A 15,134-nucleotide genomic window follows, 5' to 3' on the forward strand; every position below is an offset into this window, starting at 1 on the left:
GGCAATGCGGCGGGCGCGGGCAGGGGGGTGCCGCGGGCGGCGGATCTGATCGCGTCAAGATCGACATTCTCGCGCAGGAAGGCGGCATAGCCGGCAATGGCGGCGTCGAGGTCGGGATGCTCGACCGCCTGGATCAGCCCCAGGTGCCGTTCCGGCAGTGTCAGGTCGCCGCGCCGGGGCAGGACACCCAGCACGGGCAAGCCGGCGCGGTCCATGCCCAGCCGGGTCAGCCGTTCGTGGCGGGGCGAGGCGCATCGGTTGAGGATGACCCCGGCAAAGGGCAGGTCGGGCATGTATTGCCGAAACCCCAGCGCCGTGGCGGCGGCGGATTGCGCCTGGCCGCCCACGTCGAGCACCAGTACCACGGGCCAGCCCATGGCCAGCGCGGTTTCCGCACTTGACCCGAAGCCTTGCTGGCCGCGCGTGGCGACGCCGTCGTAGAGCCCCATCGAGCCTTCGGCCACGCAGATATCCGCGCCTGCGGCCTGCCCCGCGATGGCCTGCCAAAGGCCCTCGCCCATGGCCCAGCCGTCGAGGTTGAAGCTGTCCCGCCCGCAGGCGGCCTTGTGAAAGGCGGGGTCGATGTAATCGGGGCCGGACTTGAAGGGTTGTACATTCAGACCGTCCTCGGCCAGCGCCCGCAGCAGGCCCAGCATCACGGTCGTCTTGCCGGTGCCCGAGGATGGCGCGGAGATCAGCAGGCCGGCGCTCATGACGTGCCTTCGCTTTCCGGGGTCCAGTTCGACCAGGGGCTGTCGGCGCTTTGCGGCCTGTAGCGGCGGTCGTAATCCACGGCATAGAGGCAGGAGTCGTCGAACCCTTCGCCGGCAAGCGCGGGGCCTACCAGGATCAGCGCGGTGCGGGTGATGTCCTCGCCCAGGCGGGAGGCGATATCGCCGAGCGTGCCACGGATGATCTGCTGATCCGGCCAGGAGGCGCGGTACACCACGGCGACCGGACAGTCGGCGCCGTAGGCCGGGGTGAGGTCGGCGGTGACGGTGTCGAGGTTCTGGATCGACAGGTGAATGGCCAGCGTCGCGCCGGTGGCGGCGAAATTGGCGAGCGTCTCGCCCGCGGGCATCGAGGAGGCGCGACCGGGCGTCCGGGTCAGCACGACGGATTGCGCGATGCCGGGCAGGGTCAGTTCCGCGCCCAGTGCCGCGGCGGCAGCGGAAAAGGCCGGTACGCCCGGTGTGACAGACACGGGGATGTCGAGCGCCCGCAGCCGGCGCATCTGTTCGCCCATGGCCGACCAGACCGAAAGATCGCCGGAATGCAGGCGGGCGACATCGTGCCCGGCCCGATGGGCGGTCTGGATCTCCGCGATGATCTGGTCGAGATCGAGCGGGGCCGTGTTGACGATACGCGCGCCTTCCGGGCAATGCGACAGCACCGCCTCGGGCACCAGAGAGCCGGCGTAAAGGCAGACCGGGCAGGACGCGATGATGTCGCGGCCGCGCAGGGTCAGAAGATCGGGCGCGCCGGGACCGGCGCCGATGAAGTGAACGGTCATGGGGTCTTTCCTTTGGCCAGGGCACAGGTGGCCATGCGGTCGGTTGAAATGCAGCGGGGGGCCAGCAGCGTCGCGCCGGGACCTGCGGCGGCGAGGGCCGCGGCTTCGGCGACCGAGCCGGTGCCGCGTGCGCGCAAGGACGCCGCGGAGGTGCTCTGCGTGGCTTGTCGCGTCATGTCTTCGGGCGGTATGGCGTGCAGGGGTAGGCCAAGTTCGCGGGCGAAGGGCGCCAGTTGATCGGCCTTGTCCTGCGCGGTGGCCAGCGCATCGGGCGTGCCGCCGGTCCGGGCCAGGGCATCGCGGAACGATGTGCGTGTGGCGCGTGTGGTGAAGCCCATGCCGGCGACGATCATGGAAAGCTCCATTGCGTGATCGGGTAAGCCTGCGCCCAACCGCGTTTGCGCCCCATGGGTTGCGCTTGCGCCACTTCGAAGCGGTGCAGTTCGCCGCCGCGGCGGGCGTGGGCATCGGCCAGAAGCGCCTCTGATTCCAGGGTGACCGCGTTGGCGACGATGCGCACGTCTTTCAGTCCTTCGACAAAGGTCAGAAGGTCGGAGGAAAGACCGCCGCCGATGAAGACGGCGTCGGGTTTCGGCAGGTCTTTCAGGGCGGCGGGGGCCGTGCCCTGGACCACATGCAGGCGGTCGACGCCGAGCGCGCGGGCATTGGCGTTGATCAGCGCGATGCGGTCGGCGCGGGGCTCGACGACGCTGGCCGTGAGGGATGGATCGCAGAGCAGCCATTCGATCCCGATGCTGCCCGAGCCGCCGCCGATGTCCCACAGGTGCTCGCCCGGTTTCGGGGCCAATGCCGAAAGAGTCAGCGCCCGGATGTGACGCTTGGTCATGACGCCATCGGTTTCGAAGAGTGTGTCGGGCAGGCCGCTGGCGCGGGGCAGGGCCGGGCCGTCGCCCGCAACCTCGACCGCGGTGCAGACCGGGTGGGCGAAGTCGCCGGACAAGGCCTCGGCGGTGTCGTGCGTGATACGTTCGCGTGGGCCGCCCAGTGCCTCCATCACGGAGACCTTTGAGGTGCCGAAACCGGTGTCGCGCAGGTAGGTCGCAAGCTCTGTCACCGCGTCGCCGTCGCGCAGCAGGACGATCAGGCGCGCGCGCGGGGCCAGGTGCGGGCGCAGGCGGGTCAGCGGCGCCGCGTGCAGGCCGGTGCAGATTGTGCGGTCGAGCGGCCAGCCGAGGCGGTTCGCGGCGAGAGAAAACGTCGACCGGCCCGGATAGGCACGCCATTCGGACGGATCCAGATGCCCGGTGATCGTCGTGCCCGCGCCGAACCAGAACGGGTCACCCGAGGCCAGGACGACGCAGGGCGTGCCGCGCAGGGCCAGCAGGTCTTCGACCCCCTTGGCAAAGGGCACGGGCCAGGGGATCGTGCGGGCGGGCGTCTCGATCAGTGACAGGTGCCGCTCGGGTCCCATGACGATTTCCGCCGCCTCCAGCGCGGATCGGCTTGCGGCGCACAGGCCGTCCGGGCCATCTTCGCCCAGACCGATGATCGTCAGCCACGGAGCCTCAGACATGACACCGACCGTTCTGCTGCTGGGCGGCACGACCGAAGCCATGCGGATGGGGCAGGCGCTGGCCGCGCGGGGCGTGCGCGCCACGATCAGCCTTGCGGGACGGGTCAAGTCCCCCGCGGAGCAGCCCCTGCCGGTGCGTATTGGCGGCTTTGGCGGTGTGGACGGGTTGGTTGCCCATCTCAAGGCGGAAGGCGTGACCCATGTGATCGACGCGACCCATCCCTTCGCCGCGCAGATGAGCGCCAATGCGGTTGACGCCTGTGATGCGTTGGACCTGCCCCTGCTGGCGCTGACACGGGCGCCGTGGAAGGCCGGGGCGCAGGATCGCTGGATCCATGTGCCGGATATGGATGGCGCGGTGGCTGCGCTGTCCGGTCGGCCGAGGCGCGTTTTCCTGGCGCTGGGGCGGATGAACCTGCCCGCCTTTGCCGCGCAGCCGCAGCACGACTACCTGTTGCGGCTGGTCGATGCGCCGGATCGGTTGCCGCTGCCAAAGGCGCAGGTCGTCATCGACCGCGGTCCGTTCGAGGTGGAGGGCGACCTGGCACTGATGCGGGCGCATGGCACCGAACTGGTGGTGTCGAAGAACGCGGGCGGCACGGGGGCGCAGGCCAAGATCGTCGCGGCGCGGAAGCTTCGCCTTCCGGTGGTCATGATCGACCGGCCCGCCATCCCGGCCCGTGCCGAGGCGCATGACGTCGAAGAGGTGCTGGACTGGCTTCATGGCGAGACCGCGCGCGGGGTGTAGACGAGGGGCGCGCCGCGCCGCTCGATCAGCCGGGTGGTGGAGTTGCCGACAAGGACGACCGTGCGCATGTCGGCCATCTCGGGTGTGCAGCGTGACAAGGGCACGACCTGCAAGGTTTCCTCGGGGGTGCTGACGGCGCGGGCGAATATGACCGGGCGGTCGTCGCCGCAGGCGTCGTTCAGGATGTCCAGTGTCCGGGCAAAGCCTTCGGGCCGGGATTTCGACCGTGGATTGTAGAAGGCCATCGCGAAATCCGCCTCTGCCGCGAGGCGCAGGCGCTTTTCGATCAGCGCCCAGGGCTTGAGGTTGTCGCTGAGGTTGATGGCGCAGAAATCGTGCCCCAAGGGCGCGCCGGCGCGCGCGGCGGCGGCCAGCATGGCGGTGATGCCGGGCAGGACGCGGATATCAAGGTTACGCCATTCGGCCGGGCCGGCCTCGACCGCCTCGAACACGGCGGAGGCCATGGCGAAGACGCCCGGATCGCCCGAAGATACCACGACCACGCGCTTGCCCTCGCCCGCCATCTCAAGCGCGTGGCGGGCGCGGTCCAGCTCGACACGGTTGTCGGACGGGTGCAGGGTGAGCCCGGGACGTTCGGACACGCGGGCGACGTAGGGAATGTAGCCGACCACGTCGGTGGCCTGCGCGAGCGCTGCGGTGACTTCGGGCGTCACCAGGTCGTCGGCGCCGGGGCCGAGGCCTGCTATGACGACGCTGCCCGTCATGGGCGCCGGCCCTGCCCGTGCACGATGATAATCGAGAAATAGGGCGTGATCTTGTCCTCGGCCTCGGACAGGCGTTGCACTGTCTGGTTGGGCATCGAGGCGTATTCGACCAGCCACGCCGCATCGTACCGGCCCGCCCGGCGCAGGGCGCGGCGGATCTTATCGATGTTGCGGCCGATCTTCATGACCACCAGCGCGTCGGCGCGGGTCATGTGTTCGACCAGCGTGTCCTCGGGCAGGGTGCCCATCAGGGTGGAGAGGATGTCGTCACCCCAGGTAATCGGCGCGTCCGTGGCCGTCCATGCGGCGGACATGCCGGTGATGGCGGGGACGACCTGCACCGGGCAGTCGTCGCGCAGGCGTGAATGCAGGTGCATGAAAGAGCCGTAGAAGAACGGGTCGCCTTCGCAGACGATCACCACGTCCTCGCCTGCCTTGGACAAGGCACACAAGCGGTCGGTGCAGGTCTGGTAGAATGCCGACAGCATTTCGTTGTAGCGCGGATCGGTCAGCGGAATTTCGGTGGTGACGGGGTATTCCATGGCGATCTCGGTGACGTCGGCGCGCAGCATCCCCTCGACGATGCGCCGGGCCTGTCCCTGCCGCCCCGCCTTGCGGAAAAACGCGACGTGCCGCGCGCCGCGCAGCAGGCGGTCGGCCTTGACCGACAGAAGCTCGGGGTCGCCGGGACCGAGCCCCACGCCCCAGATCGTGCCCGGCGTGCTCATTCCGCGCGGCTCGCGATGGCGTTGATGGCGGCCACGGTGATGGCGCTGCCGCCCAGCCGGCCCTCGACGATGCAGCAGGGCACCGGCTGATCGGCCCAGAGCGCATCCTTCGATTCGCGCGCGCCGACAAAGCCGACGGGGCAGCCGATAATGGCCGCCGGGCGCGGGCAGTCCGGGTCTTCGAGCATGTTGAGAAGATGGAAAAGCGCGGTGGGCGCGTTGCCGATGGCCACGAGCGCCCCGGCCAGTTTCGGGCGCCACAGTTCCAGTGCCGCGGCAGAGCGCGTGTTGCCCATCTCGCGCGCACGCTCGACGATGCCGTCGGCGTGCAGGGTGCAGATCACCTCGTTGTCGGCGGGAAGGCGGCTGCGCGTGACACCCTCAGATACCATGCGGGCATCGCAGAAGATCGGCGCGCCATTCTCCAGCGCGGCACGGGCGGTGCGGGCGAAGCCGGGGGAGAAGCGCACATGCTCTTCCAGCCCGACCATGCCGGCGGCGTGGATCATGCGGACGGCGATGGGTTCTTCATCCGCGTCGAACCTCGACAACGCGGCTTCGGCCCGGATGGTGGCGAAGCTTTCGCGGTAGATGGCCGCGCCGTCCTTTTCGTATTCGTATGGCATCAAAGGGTCTCGTTCAGGTCTTCGGGGCTGAGGCCCCGTGCGCAGGGTGTGTCCCACGGCGCTCCGTTGCGGACAAGGTCGAAACGTCCGTCGCGTCCGGTCAGGGTCGTGTCGGCGGCGCGGGGAAGGGCGCAGCCCTTGGCGCAGCCGGAGACGTGCAGGGTGCCGGAAACGCGGCCAGCCAGATCGCGGGCAGTGTCCATGGTGGAAACGGTCGCCTGCGGGCAGAAAGGCGCGCCGGGGCAGGCGTGGGCGGACATGAGCGGATTGCCGGGTTGGGTGACGAAGGGCGTGTCACCGGGCGTGCCGTCCACCAGCAGGAAGAGACGGTTCAGCATCAGGCGCATGTGCGATGCGCCGCTGGTTTCCAGCAGGGTCTGTAGATCGGCGGCGGCCAGTTTGCCGAATGGTGCGCCGAGGATGAATCCTTCGGGTACGGGGCCGGGATTGCTTGGGGCGGACTGCATGCGCGGTTCTGCGACATTCCAATCTTGTGGAAGGGGGTGCGTCGCCAGATGCCGCGCCATGCGGCCCGACGCGTGGCCGCCGGTCTCGGTGAACCAGTGGGCGAGGTCCAGAAGGGCGAATGTGGCCGAGGCCTCTGTCACGGGGCGGGCCTTGGCGGCGCCGTCGGCGCGCAGGAGCAGCGCGCCGGAGGCGTCCCGCTCGAACCGGAAATCCGCCGAGCCGTCGACCAGACATGCCGCTGGCCCGGTGTCGATGGCAAAGCCCATCTTCTGAGGCAGGTCGGGCAGGTCAGGAAGGGTGGCGAGGACCCGGTCATAGAGCCGGTCGGTCAGCCCGCCCGCATCGCGCCGGGCCGGGACAAGGATGTTGCGATGACCCTCGATGGCGGGGTCTGCATCTATAAGGCCGAGCGTGTCGAGGGCACCAAGCAGGGCTGGATGGTCGGCCTCGGTGACGCCGCGCAGTTGCAGGTTGGCCCGCGAGGTGAGGTCGATCACGCCGTTGCCGTAACGCTGCGACAGGTCGCACAGGGCCAGAACCTGCGCCTTGCTCAGCTCACCCCTGAAGGGCCGCACGCGCACGACCAGCCCGTCGCCCGACATCATCGGGCGGTGCGCGCCGGGGCACCAGCCCTTGACGATCGGGGGCGCGGCACCGTTCATGCGCTGTCTTCCAGCCCGGCCAAGATGGCGTTGCGGCGGGTCTGCCAAAGACCGGCATCGAGCAAGGCGCGGAACCGGTCCTGCATGGCGGCATAAGCTTCGGGGTTGGCCTCGCGCAAAAAGGCGTCGGTGTCGGGGTCGCCCAGGGTCGCGTCGTGGTACGCGTCAAAGAGATGCGGGCCGACGACCTGTGCGAGATGGGCGAAGGCGGCCATGTGGTCGAGCGTGGCGGCGATCTCGGCGGCGCCCCGGAAGCCATGCCGCTTCATGCCCGCGATCCAGCCGGGATTTGTGGCACGGGCATGGACGACGCGTGCGATTTCCTCGGGCAACGTGCGGGCGCGGGGGCGGTTGGGATCGGTATTGTCGAGATGGTAAAGCGCGGCGTGCCCGCCGGTGACAGATTGCGCGGCGGCAAACCCGGCCTCGTGCGTGGCATAGTCGGCGGCCAGCAGAAGGTCAGTTTCCGGCAGGTCCTGAAGGTGGACGAAGCTGTCGGCGTTTTCGACCCGGGCGCGGATGCCGGCATCGTCGCGCGTGGCCTCGTCGCCGTCGAGCGCCCAGGCGGAGGCGGAAAGCCACGCCTCGCCCGCCTGGCTGCGGGCCTCTGCGGTGTAGGTTTCGGGTGCGGCGCCCATGCCGAGGCCGAAGCTGCCGGGGGCGGGGCCGTAGACGCGTGCGCCCGAGGCGTGACCGGCATAGGGGTTCCAGTCGGGGGCTTCGTCGCGTTGTTCGAGGGCGCGCACGGCTTGAGAGAAGAGGCCAGAGAGCGTCGGGAAAACGTCGCGGAAAAGGCCCGAGACGCGCAGGGTGACGTCGATACGGGGGCGGTCGAGTTCGGCGATGGGCAGAACCTCCAGCCCCGAGACCCGTTCCGAGCCCTTGTCCCAGACCGGCTTGACGCCCAACAAATGCAGGGCCATGGCGAATTCCTCGCCGGCCGTGCGCATGGTGGCGGAGCCCCAGAGATCGACGATCAGGCCGCGGGGCCAGTCGCCTTCTTCCTGCAGGTGGCGGCGGATCAGTTCCTCGGCCAGCCTGACGCCCTGGGAGTGTGCGGCCCGCGTGGGAACAGAGCGGGGATCGGTGGTGTAGAGGTTGCGCCCGGTGGGCAGCACGTCGTCGCGGCCGCGATAGGGCGAGCCGGAGGGGCCCGCCGCAATGCGGCGTCCGTCGAGCGCGTCGAGCAGGGATTGCCGCTCGGCCAGGGCGCTGTTTTGCATCGGTTCCGCGTCGGTATCGGGTCGGCCCCAGATGTGCAGCCCGTCGCCGAACATGCTTTCCTTGATGTCGCACACGAAGCGGTCGATGCGGGTGATCGCCTCGGCGGTCGATGTGGCGCGGTCGAGGCCCAGATCGTCCTCGACACCGAGGGCCTGCGCCTCGGCGCGGATATCGGCCTGCAGGCGGTCGCGGCGGCGGGGGTCGAGCCCGTCGGCGGTGGAGAACTCGTCAAGCAGCGATTCCAGCGTCGACAGGCGGTCGGGCGCGGCGCTGGCCTGCATCGGCGGGGGCACGTGGCCCAAGGTGACGGCGCCGATGCGGCGCTTGGCCTGCGCAGCCTCGCCGGGGTCGTTGACGATGAAGGGGTAGATGACGGGCAGCGCGCCGGTCAGCGCCTCGGGCCAGCAGGCGGGCGACAGGGCGACGGCCTTGCCCGGCAGCCATTCAAGCGTGCCATGCGCGCCGATATGGACGAGTGCGTCGGCTTCGGTCTGGAGCCAGAGGTAGAAGGCGACATAGGCGTGGCGGGGCACGCGGGACAGGTCGTGGTAGTCATCGTCGCGGGTCTTGGGCGTGCCGCGCTCGGGTTGCAGCGCGACGATGGCGTTGCCGAGGCGGAGGGCGGCGAAACGGAATTCCCCGTCCTGCGCGTCGGCGTCGTCCTCGGGACGGCCCCAGGCCAGGTAGAGATCCTCGCGCAGAGGGGTGGGGAGCCGCGCCAGCAGCGTCTTGTAGTCCGCAAGCGGCAGGCGCATGTCGCGCGCCAGCAGGCGGTCTTCCAGTGCCGCCGGTGTCGCGTCCAGCGTGTAGCCCGCGTCGCGCAGGTCCGACAGGATGGCGCGGGCCGAGGCGGGGGCGTCGAGGCCCACGGCGTGGCCCATCTGCCAATCCTTGCCGGGATAGGTGGAGAGGATAATCGCCGGATGACGCGACGCGGCGGGCGTGGCGGCGAGGTCGAGCCAGCCTTGCACGCGGGAAACCAGCGCCGCGGTCAGGTCCGGCTCGGCCCGGTGTGCAAAGCGGGAGAATTCGAGGTCCGGATCGCGCTTGCCCGGTTCCTTGAACGAGATCGTGCCGCCGGTCAGGCGGCCGTCGACCTCGGGCAGGACGACATGCATGGCAAGGTCAGCGGGCGACAGGCCGCGTTCGGAGCCGTCCCAGGCGTCGCGGGTGGAGGTGGCCAAGGCGGCCTGAAAGACCGGCACGCCTCCCGCGTCGAGCGGCGAGGTGCCGTCATCGCCCTTGCCGGAAAAGGCGGTGGCGTTGACGATGGCGTGGGGGCCGTAGGCCTGCACCTGCCGGCGCAGCCAGCCCGCCGCCTCGGGGGCCTTGAGGGACGGAGTGAAGAGGGCGCGAACATGGTGGCCCCGCGCCTGGAAGGCCTGCATCAGCGCCTCGATCGGGGCGAGGTCGGCGGCCACCACGTAGGAGCGGTAAAAGACGATCAGGATGCGCGTCTGGGTGACGGGCAGGTCGGCGAGCGGGCAGCAGGCACCGTGCTCGGGCGTCCAGGCGCCCACCATGGGCAGCACCTTGGCCCCGCGCACCGGCGCGGCGTATAGGCCCGCGGCCAGCGACAGTTGTTGCAGCGCGGCCTGTGCCGCGATACTGCCGCCGTTGTCGCAAAGCTCGGCCAGCCTTCGCAGGGTCGAGACGGGCAGGGTGGAATAGGCGTCGAGCCGGGGATCGGGCCGGCCGTCGGCGGGCAGCACGGCGAGCGCGATGCCTTTTTCCTGCGCCAGGGCCAGGACCTGCTGCAGCCCGTATTCCCAGTAGGGCACCCCGCCGATGAGCCGGATCAGGATGCCCTTGGCCCCGGTCAGCGTCTGTTCGACATAGGTGTCGACCGACAGCGGGTGGCGCAGGGCGGTGAGGTTTGCCAGGCGCAGGCCGGGCAGGCCGTCGCGCCGCCGATGCCAGCCTTCCGCGAAGGCGCCAAGGTCGCTGTCGGAAAACGACAGCACCACCAGGTCCGCCGGGCTTTGACCCAGGTCGGTCGGGGTGTCGGTTTCTTCCAGACCGTGGCTTTCGCGGAAGACGACGTGCATCGGTTACTCGGCCGCCTCGGCCGGCGCCAGGACGGCGCGGATCGCGTCGGCATTCACGTCGTCATGCTCGGCGATGACCACGAGACGCCCGCGGCGGGCCTCGTCGGGTTTCCACGGGCGGTCGTATTGATGGCGCACGCGCGCGCCCACGGCCTGCACCAGAAGGCGCATCGGCTTGCCGGCGACGCTGGCATAGCCCTTGACGCGCAGGATGTTCTGGCTGTTGGCCAAGTCTTCGATGCGGCTGACCAGATCGGCGGGATCGCCCAGTTCCGGGATGTCGATGACGACGGATTCGAAATCGTCATGCTCGTGATCGTCATGGTCGTCGTGGTGGCTGGGCCGGGCGTCCATGTCATCCTCGGCGGCGGCTTCCAGCCCGAGGATCACGCGGGGATCGACGACGCCCTCGGCGACCTCGACCACGGGCAGCGGGCGGGGGGCTTCGGCGGCAATGACCTCCTTCGCCTTGGCCACGCCTTCGGGGCCGGCAAGGTCGGGCTTGGTCAGCAGGATGATGTCGGCGCAGGAGATCTGGTCCTCGAACACCTCGGACAGCGGGGTCTCGTGGTCGATGCTGTCATCTGCGAGGCGCTGGGCGTCGACCCGGGCCACATCGGGGGCAAAACGGCCTGCGGCGACGGCCTCGGCATCGGCGAGGGCGATGACACCGTCGACGGTGATCTTGGAACGGATGTCGGGCCAGTCGAATGCCTTGAGCAGAGGCTTGGGCAGGGCCAGCCCGCTGGTTTCGATCAGGATGTGATCGGGGCGCGGATCGAGCGCCATCAGCGCCTCGATGGTCGGGATGAAATCGTCGGCCACGGTGCAGCAGATGCATCCATTGGCCAGTTCCATGATGTTTTCCGCCGGGCAATCGGGGATGGCGCAGCTTTTCAGGATGTCGCCGTCGACGCCGACATCGCCGAATTCGTTGACGACGACGGCCAGGCGACGGCCGCCGGGGTTCTGCATCAGGTGGCGCACCAGCGTCGTCTTGCCGGAGCCCAGAAAGCCCGTGATGACGGTGACGGGAAGTTTCGCGAGATCGGTCATTGGTCAGCCTTTGCGGTCAGGGGTGGGATGCGCGCAACGCAGTTGCGCTTGAAGTGTTCGGGGCGCTGGCGCCATGGGATCAGCCCGTCGTCGGTCTGTTGATAGAGGACCGCCCCTTCCAGCAGCATGTCGGGATGCGACGTTTCATCGAGATTTCCGTACAGATACGTCCAGCGATCGCCGCCGCGCATGGCGGCGGTGCAGCCCGCGTCGCAGTTTTGCAGGCATTCCACGGGCGTCACCGTGACGCCGTCGGGCAGCGCACGCGCCGTGACCTCCTCATAGAGGCGCTGGCCGGGGCGGCGCTCGTCCTCGGGGAGCTCCTGCCCCTTGCGGCACTTGATGCAGATCAGAAGCTCGATGGGCGTGCTCATGTATCCTCCAATATCAGGGGTGCGCGCGGGAGTGGCGGGTGGCCACGCATCCGAGCCCGGCACACCCCGTCCGGTCCGTATTTTCCTTCTGGTTGGCAGGTCTCCCGGCTTGCGGTTTCGGGCCCTTGAGCCCACGGTTTCCGGCCTTCCCGGCATTGCGCCAGTGGCGGTGGAAACCTTCCCGGTTCACGGTCGCGGGGGCGGCTGTGCCTGGCGCGTTGCGCTGCACATTCCCTTTTCACCTGTTTACACAGGCACCAACACGGTGCGACATGCTGCGAAAACCCACCTTGTGTCAAGGAGACGTCCCATGTCCGACCCGTCTGACGCGGAAAAGACCGCACGCCACAACGCGAAGATGAAGAAGATAAAGGCCGCGCGCGACCGCATGATGGCGGACAAGACCGAGGAGAAAGGCCTGATCATGGTCCATACCGGGCCGGGCAAGGGCAAGTCGTCTTCTGGATTCGGGATGATTCTGCGTTGCATCGCGCACGGGATGCCCTGCGCGGTGGTGCAGTTCATCAAGGGCAACTGGGTGACCGGAGAGGCCGAGATGTTGCGCAATCGGTTCTCGGACGAATGCCGATTCTTCATTTCGGGCGAAGGATTCACCTGGGAGACGCAGGACCGGGAACGCGATATCGCCGCGGCGCAGAATGGCTGGCGCATCGCGAAAGAGCAGATTCGCGACCCCGAGATGAAGTTTGTGCTGCTGGACGAGATCAACATCGCGCTGCGCTATGACTATATCGATATCGACGAGGTCGTGGATTTCCTGCTGCACGAGAAACCGGCGATGACGCATGTTTGCCTGACGGGGCGCAATGCCAAGCCCGAACTGATCGAGGCCGCCGACCTCGTGACCGAGATGAACCTGGTCAAGCATCCCTTCCGGGACGGGATCAAGGCCCAGAAAGGCGTGGAGTTCTGATGCGTTCCGTCGTGGCCGGCGAGGTGAGGTGCCCGGCGGCGATACCATGTGACGGGGGCCGGCCATGCCTGCGATAATGATCCAGGGTACGGGGTCGAATGTCGGCAAGTCGATGCTGGTGGCGGGCTTGTGCCGGGCGGCGCGGCAGCGGGGCCTGAGCGTGGCGCCGTTCAAGCCGCAGAACATGTCGAACAACGCCGCCGTGACGGATGATGGCGGCGAGATCGGGCGCGCGCAGGCGCTTCAGGCTATGGCCTGCGGGGTGGCGCTGCACACCGACATGAACCCGGTTCTGCTGAAGCCGGAAACGGATGTGGGCGCACAGGTGATCGTGCAGGGCAAGCGTCTGACCACGGCGAAGGCGGTGGAGTATTCCAGGCTGAAGCCGACGCTGACGGCGGCGGTGCAGGACAGCTTTGCCCGGCTCAGCGCACAGCATGACCTCGTGATCGTCGAGGGCGCAGGCTCGCCCGCCGAGATCAACCTGCGCAAGGGCGACATCGCGAATATGGGGTTTGCCGAGGCGGCGGACGTGCCCGTGGTCCTGTGTGGCGATATCGACCGCGGCGGCGTCATCGCGCAGATCATAGGCACGCAGGCGGTTTTGCCGGAGGCGGATGCGGCGCGCATCGGGGGGTTTCTGATCAACAAGTTCCGCGGTGATCCGGCGCTGTTCGAGGATGGTTACAGGGAAATCGAGGCGCGCACGGGGTGGCGCGGCTATGGCGTGGCGCCGTGGTTTCCCGAGGCGTGGCGGCTGCCGGCGGAGGACGCGCTGGATATTGCCGACAGCCCGATCCAGGGCGCGTTTCATATCGTCTGCCTGCAACTGTCGCGGATCGCGAATTTCGACGATCTGGACCCGTTGACGCAGGAGCCGGGCGTGCGTGTCACGATGCTGCAACCGGGACAAGTGCTGCCGTGCGACGCCGATCTGGTGATCATTCCGGGCTCGAAATCGACGCGTGGCGATCTGGAATTTCTGCGCCGGCAGGGATGGGACATCGACCTTCTGGCGCATCACAGGAGGGGTGGCCGCGTGCTGGGTATCTGCGGCGGCTACCAGATGCTGGGCCGCATGGTCTCTGACCCTGACGGAATCGAGGGGCCGCCGGGGGACACGCCGGGGCTTGGACTGCTGGACATCGAGACGGTCATGGGGGGCGACAAGAGCCTGGCCCAGGTCGACGCGCACCACGTGGGGCTGGACCTGCCGTTTGCCGGCTACGAGATTCACATCGGCCGCAGCGACGGCCCGGACCGCGCGAGACCTTTCGCCAGGGTGGCTGGTATGGACGAGGGGGCGGTGTCTGCCGATGGTCGCGTGGCGGGCAGTTATCTGCATGGCATGTTCGGCGACGACAGGTTCCGCGCGGCCTGGCTTGGCTCGAACGGGGCAGATGCGTCTGACCTGGGGTACCTGGCCATGGTGGAGCGCACGCTGGATGAACTGGCGGCGCATCTTGAGGCGCATCTGGATGTCGCGGGCCTTCTGGCGCTGGCCAAGTGAGGTCAGGCGGCGCCGATCGCCGCCTCCAGCTGCGTCCATCGGGTTCGCGGCGGCAGGCCGAGGCGTAGCCAACGGTTCGAATAGGGGAAGATGCGGGACCACACCTTGTGCATTGCAAGGGCCTCTTGTGCCGTGTGGGCCTCGGGTACCTCGTAGGTGCGAAAGAGCGGGGTGCCTCCGACCAGGGTCCAGCCGGCGCGAGCCGCCAGGTCGTCCAGTCGCGCAACGTCTTTCGTGAGGCGCTGGACTGTTCGGGCCTGCCACTCCTTGTCGGCCAGCGCCGTGCAGGCAATCTCGATCGCGGGACCGGAGACGGGCCAGGGGCCTGCCAGCTCGGCGAGACGGTCGGCGACCGCCCCCGAGGCGAGGGCGAAACCGAGGCGCAGGCCGGCCAACCCGTAGAACTTTCCGAAGGATCGCAGGATGAGGCAATTGGCGGGACAATCCCTTGAGGCGACGGACAGGTGCGGCTCGGGGTCGACGAAGCTTTCGTCGACGACCAGCAGGCCTACATCGCCCGCGAGGTCGAGCAATGCATCTGGCGACGTGCGGCGACCGTCGGGGTTGTTCGGGTTGACCACCACCGCGAGGTCTGCGCCGCGCAGGGCGTCTGTTGAGGCCACCTCTGCGACCTGCCAACCGCAGGCCCTGAGCGCGGCGGCGTGTTCGTTGTAGGTGGGGGCCATCACGGCGGCGCAGCCCGGTTTGGCCAGCCACGGCACGAGCTGGATTGCGCCTTGGGCGCCGTTCATCGGGATGACGCGCAGGGGAGTGGCATAGGCGCTGGCCGCCGCATCGCGCAGCCGCGCGAGGTCTGATTTGCGCGGCAGAACTGCCCAGGCGTCGGCGGTGATCGGTGGCACCGGGTAGGGTTCGGGATTGATGCCGGTCGACAAATCGAGCCATTCGGCGGGGGTGCCGCCCAGCCTGGCGATGGCGGCGTCGAGGTTGCCGCCGTGATCCCGGATCTGTGTCATGAGGCCC

At 68.7% G+C, this 15,134-nt stretch carries 15 protein-coding genes and 1 riboswitch; of the genes, 3 read left to right on the forward strand and 12 right to left on the reverse strand.

Going from position 1 to position 15,134, the window contains the following annotated elements; all coding sequences use genetic code 11:
• From RBB31_RS14290 to cbiE, 4 genes are all read right to left on the reverse strand, one after another.
• A partial coding sequence (locus RBB31_RS14290) for a cobyrinate a,c-diamide synthase (protein WP_306129976.1) occupies positions 1-713 on the reverse strand: 713 nt, incomplete at its 3' end.
• The gene (gene cobM / locus RBB31_RS14295) at positions 710-1,513 is read right to left on the reverse strand and encodes a precorrin-4 C(11)-methyltransferase (RefSeq protein ID WP_306129977.1); all 804 of its coding nucleotides are present in this window, start codon (positions 1,511-1,513) and stop codon (positions 710-712) included. The genes RBB31_RS14290 and cobM, both read right to left, overlap by 4 nt.
• On the reverse strand, positions 1,510-1,866 hold the full coding sequence (locus RBB31_RS14300) for a cobalamin biosynthesis protein (RefSeq protein ID WP_306129978.1): 357 nt from the start codon (positions 1,864-1,866) through the stop codon (positions 1,510-1,512). Before RBB31_RS14300 ends, cobM begins: the two co-directional genes overlap by 4 nt.
• A complete protein-coding gene (cbiE, locus tag RBB31_RS14305) occupies positions 1,863-3,047 on the reverse strand; it encodes a precorrin-6y C5,15-methyltransferase (decarboxylating) subunit CbiE (protein WP_306129979.1) in 1,185 nt (394 codons plus the stop codon). Before cbiE ends, RBB31_RS14300 begins: the two co-directional genes overlap by 4 nt.
• Here cbiE and RBB31_RS14310 point away from each other — a divergent pair.
• A complete protein-coding gene (locus tag RBB31_RS14310; protein ID WP_306129980.1) occupies positions 3,046-3,795 on the forward strand; it encodes a cobalt-precorrin-6A reductase in 750 nt (249 codons plus the stop codon). The genes cbiE and RBB31_RS14310 overlap by 2 nt on opposite strands.
• Here the strand turns inward: RBB31_RS14310 and cobJ are convergent.
• Genes cobJ through RBB31_RS14345 form a run of 7 tightly spaced genes read right to left on the reverse strand, consistent with a single transcriptional unit; the run spans position 3,768 to position 11,706 of the window.
• On the reverse strand, positions 3,768-4,520 hold the full coding sequence (cobJ, locus tag RBB31_RS14315) for a precorrin-3B C(17)-methyltransferase (protein ID WP_306129981.1): 753 nt from the start codon (positions 4,518-4,520) through the stop codon (positions 3,768-3,770). The genes RBB31_RS14310 and cobJ overlap by 28 nt on opposite strands.
• Complete coding sequence (locus RBB31_RS14320) at positions 4,517-5,248, reverse strand: precorrin-2 C(20)-methyltransferase (protein WP_306129982.1); 732 nt, start codon at positions 5,246-5,248, stop codon at positions 4,517-4,519. Before RBB31_RS14320 ends, cobJ begins: the two co-directional genes overlap by 4 nt.
• Entirely contained in the window at positions 5,245-5,874 is a 630-nt protein-coding gene (locus RBB31_RS14325) for a precorrin-8X methylmutase (RefSeq protein WP_306129983.1), read from the reverse strand. The genes RBB31_RS14320 and RBB31_RS14325 overlap by 4 nt, the downstream gene beginning before the upstream one ends.
• Positions 5,874-7,004, reverse strand: a complete 1,131-nt coding sequence (locus tag RBB31_RS14330; RefSeq protein WP_306129984.1) for a cobalamin biosynthesis protein CobG — start codon at positions 7,002-7,004, stop codon at positions 5,874-5,876. Before RBB31_RS14330 ends, RBB31_RS14325 begins: the two co-directional genes overlap by 1 nt.
• The gene (gene cobN / locus RBB31_RS14335) at positions 7,001-10,276 is read right to left on the reverse strand and encodes a cobaltochelatase subunit CobN (protein WP_306129985.1); all 3,276 of its coding nucleotides are present in this window, start codon (positions 10,274-10,276) and stop codon (positions 7,001-7,003) included. Before cobN ends, RBB31_RS14330 begins: the two co-directional genes overlap by 4 nt.
• A gap of 3 nt (positions 10,277-10,279) precedes the next feature.
• Entirely contained in the window at positions 10,280-11,332 is a 1,053-nt protein-coding gene (cobW, locus tag RBB31_RS14340) for a cobalamin biosynthesis protein CobW (protein ID WP_306129986.1), read from the reverse strand.
• Positions 11,329-11,706 carry a DUF1636 domain-containing protein gene (locus RBB31_RS14345; protein WP_306129987.1) on the reverse strand — a complete coding sequence of 126 codons (378 nt, stop codon included), beginning with the start codon at positions 11,704-11,706 and terminating at the stop codon, positions 11,329-11,331. Before RBB31_RS14345 ends, cobW begins: the two co-directional genes overlap by 4 nt.
• Before the next feature lie 76 nt (positions 11,707-11,782).
• Positions 11,783-11,983: riboswitch (cobalamin riboswitch) on the reverse strand.
• Positions 11,984-12,016: 33 nt separating this feature from the next.
• Between RBB31_RS14345 and cobO the strand changes: the two genes are divergently transcribed.
• The gene (gene cobO, locus RBB31_RS14350) at positions 12,017-12,640 is read left to right on the forward strand and encodes a cob(I)yrinic acid a,c-diamide adenosyltransferase (RefSeq protein WP_306129988.1); all 624 of its coding nucleotides are present in this window, start codon (positions 12,017-12,019) and stop codon (positions 12,638-12,640) included.
• 64 nt (positions 12,641-12,704) lie between these two features.
• Positions 12,705-14,150 carry a cobyric acid synthase gene (locus tag RBB31_RS14355; RefSeq protein ID WP_306129989.1) on the forward strand — a complete coding sequence of 482 codons (1,446 nt, stop codon included), beginning with the start codon at positions 12,705-12,707 and terminating at the stop codon, positions 14,148-14,150.
• Between the two features lie 2 nt (positions 14,151-14,152).
• Here RBB31_RS14355 and cobD read toward each other — a convergent pair whose 3' ends face one another.
• Complete coding sequence (cobD, locus tag RBB31_RS14360) at positions 14,153-15,118, reverse strand: threonine-phosphate decarboxylase CobD (RefSeq protein WP_306130077.1); 966 nt, start codon at positions 15,116-15,118, stop codon at positions 14,153-14,155.
• Positions 15,119-15,134 lie beyond the last annotated feature (16 nt).

It is taken from the genome of Roseovarius sp. MMSF_3350 (assembly GCF_030733425.1).
In the GTDB taxonomy this organism is placed as follows: domain Bacteria; phylum Pseudomonadota; class Alphaproteobacteria; order Rhodobacterales; family Rhodobacteraceae; genus Roseovarius.

Coding starts and splice junctions, on each gene's coding strand:
- cobM (WP_306129977.1), bottom strand. CDS start 1,513: ATGACCGTTCACTTCATCGGCGCCGGTCCCGGCGCGCCCGATCTTCTG.
- RBB31_RS14300 (WP_306129978.1), bottom strand. CDS start 1,866: ATGATCGTCGCCGGCATGGGCTTCACCACACGCGCCACACGCACATCG.
- RBB31_RS14310 (WP_306129980.1), top strand. CDS start 3,046: ATGACACCGACCGTTCTGCTGCTGGGCGGCACGACCGAAGCCATGCGG.
- cbiE (WP_306129979.1), bottom strand. CDS start 3,047: ATGTCTGAGGCTCCGTGGCTGACGATCATCGGTCTGGGCGAAGATGGC.
- cobJ (WP_306129981.1), bottom strand. CDS start 4,520: ATGACGGGCAGCGTCGTCATAGCAGGCCTCGGCCCCGGCGCCGACGAC.
- RBB31_RS14320 (WP_306129982.1), bottom strand. CDS start 5,248: ATGAGCACGCCGGGCACGATCTGGGGCGTGGGGCTCGGTCCCGGCGAC.
- RBB31_RS14325 (WP_306129983.1), bottom strand. CDS start 5,874: ATGCCATACGAATACGAAAAGGACGGCGCGGCCATCTACCGCGAAAGC.
- RBB31_RS14330 (WP_306129984.1), bottom strand. CDS start 7,004: ATGAACGGTGCCGCGCCCCCGATCGTCAAGGGCTGGTGCCCCGGCGCG.
- cobN (WP_306129985.1), bottom strand. CDS start 10,276: ATGCACGTCGTCTTCCGCGAAAGCCACGGTCTGGAAGAAACCGACACC.
- cobW (WP_306129986.1), bottom strand. CDS start 11,332: ATGACCGATCTCGCGAAACTTCCCGTCACCGTCATCACGGGCTTTCTG.
- RBB31_RS14345 (WP_306129987.1), bottom strand. CDS start 11,706: ATGAGCACGCCCATCGAGCTTCTGATCTGCATCAAGTGCCGCAAGGGG.
- cobO (WP_306129988.1), top strand. CDS start 12,017: ATGTCCGACCCGTCTGACGCGGAAAAGACCGCACGCCACAACGCGAAG.
- RBB31_RS14355 (WP_306129989.1), top strand. CDS start 12,705: ATGCCTGCGATAATGATCCAGGGTACGGGGTCGAATGTCGGCAAGTCG.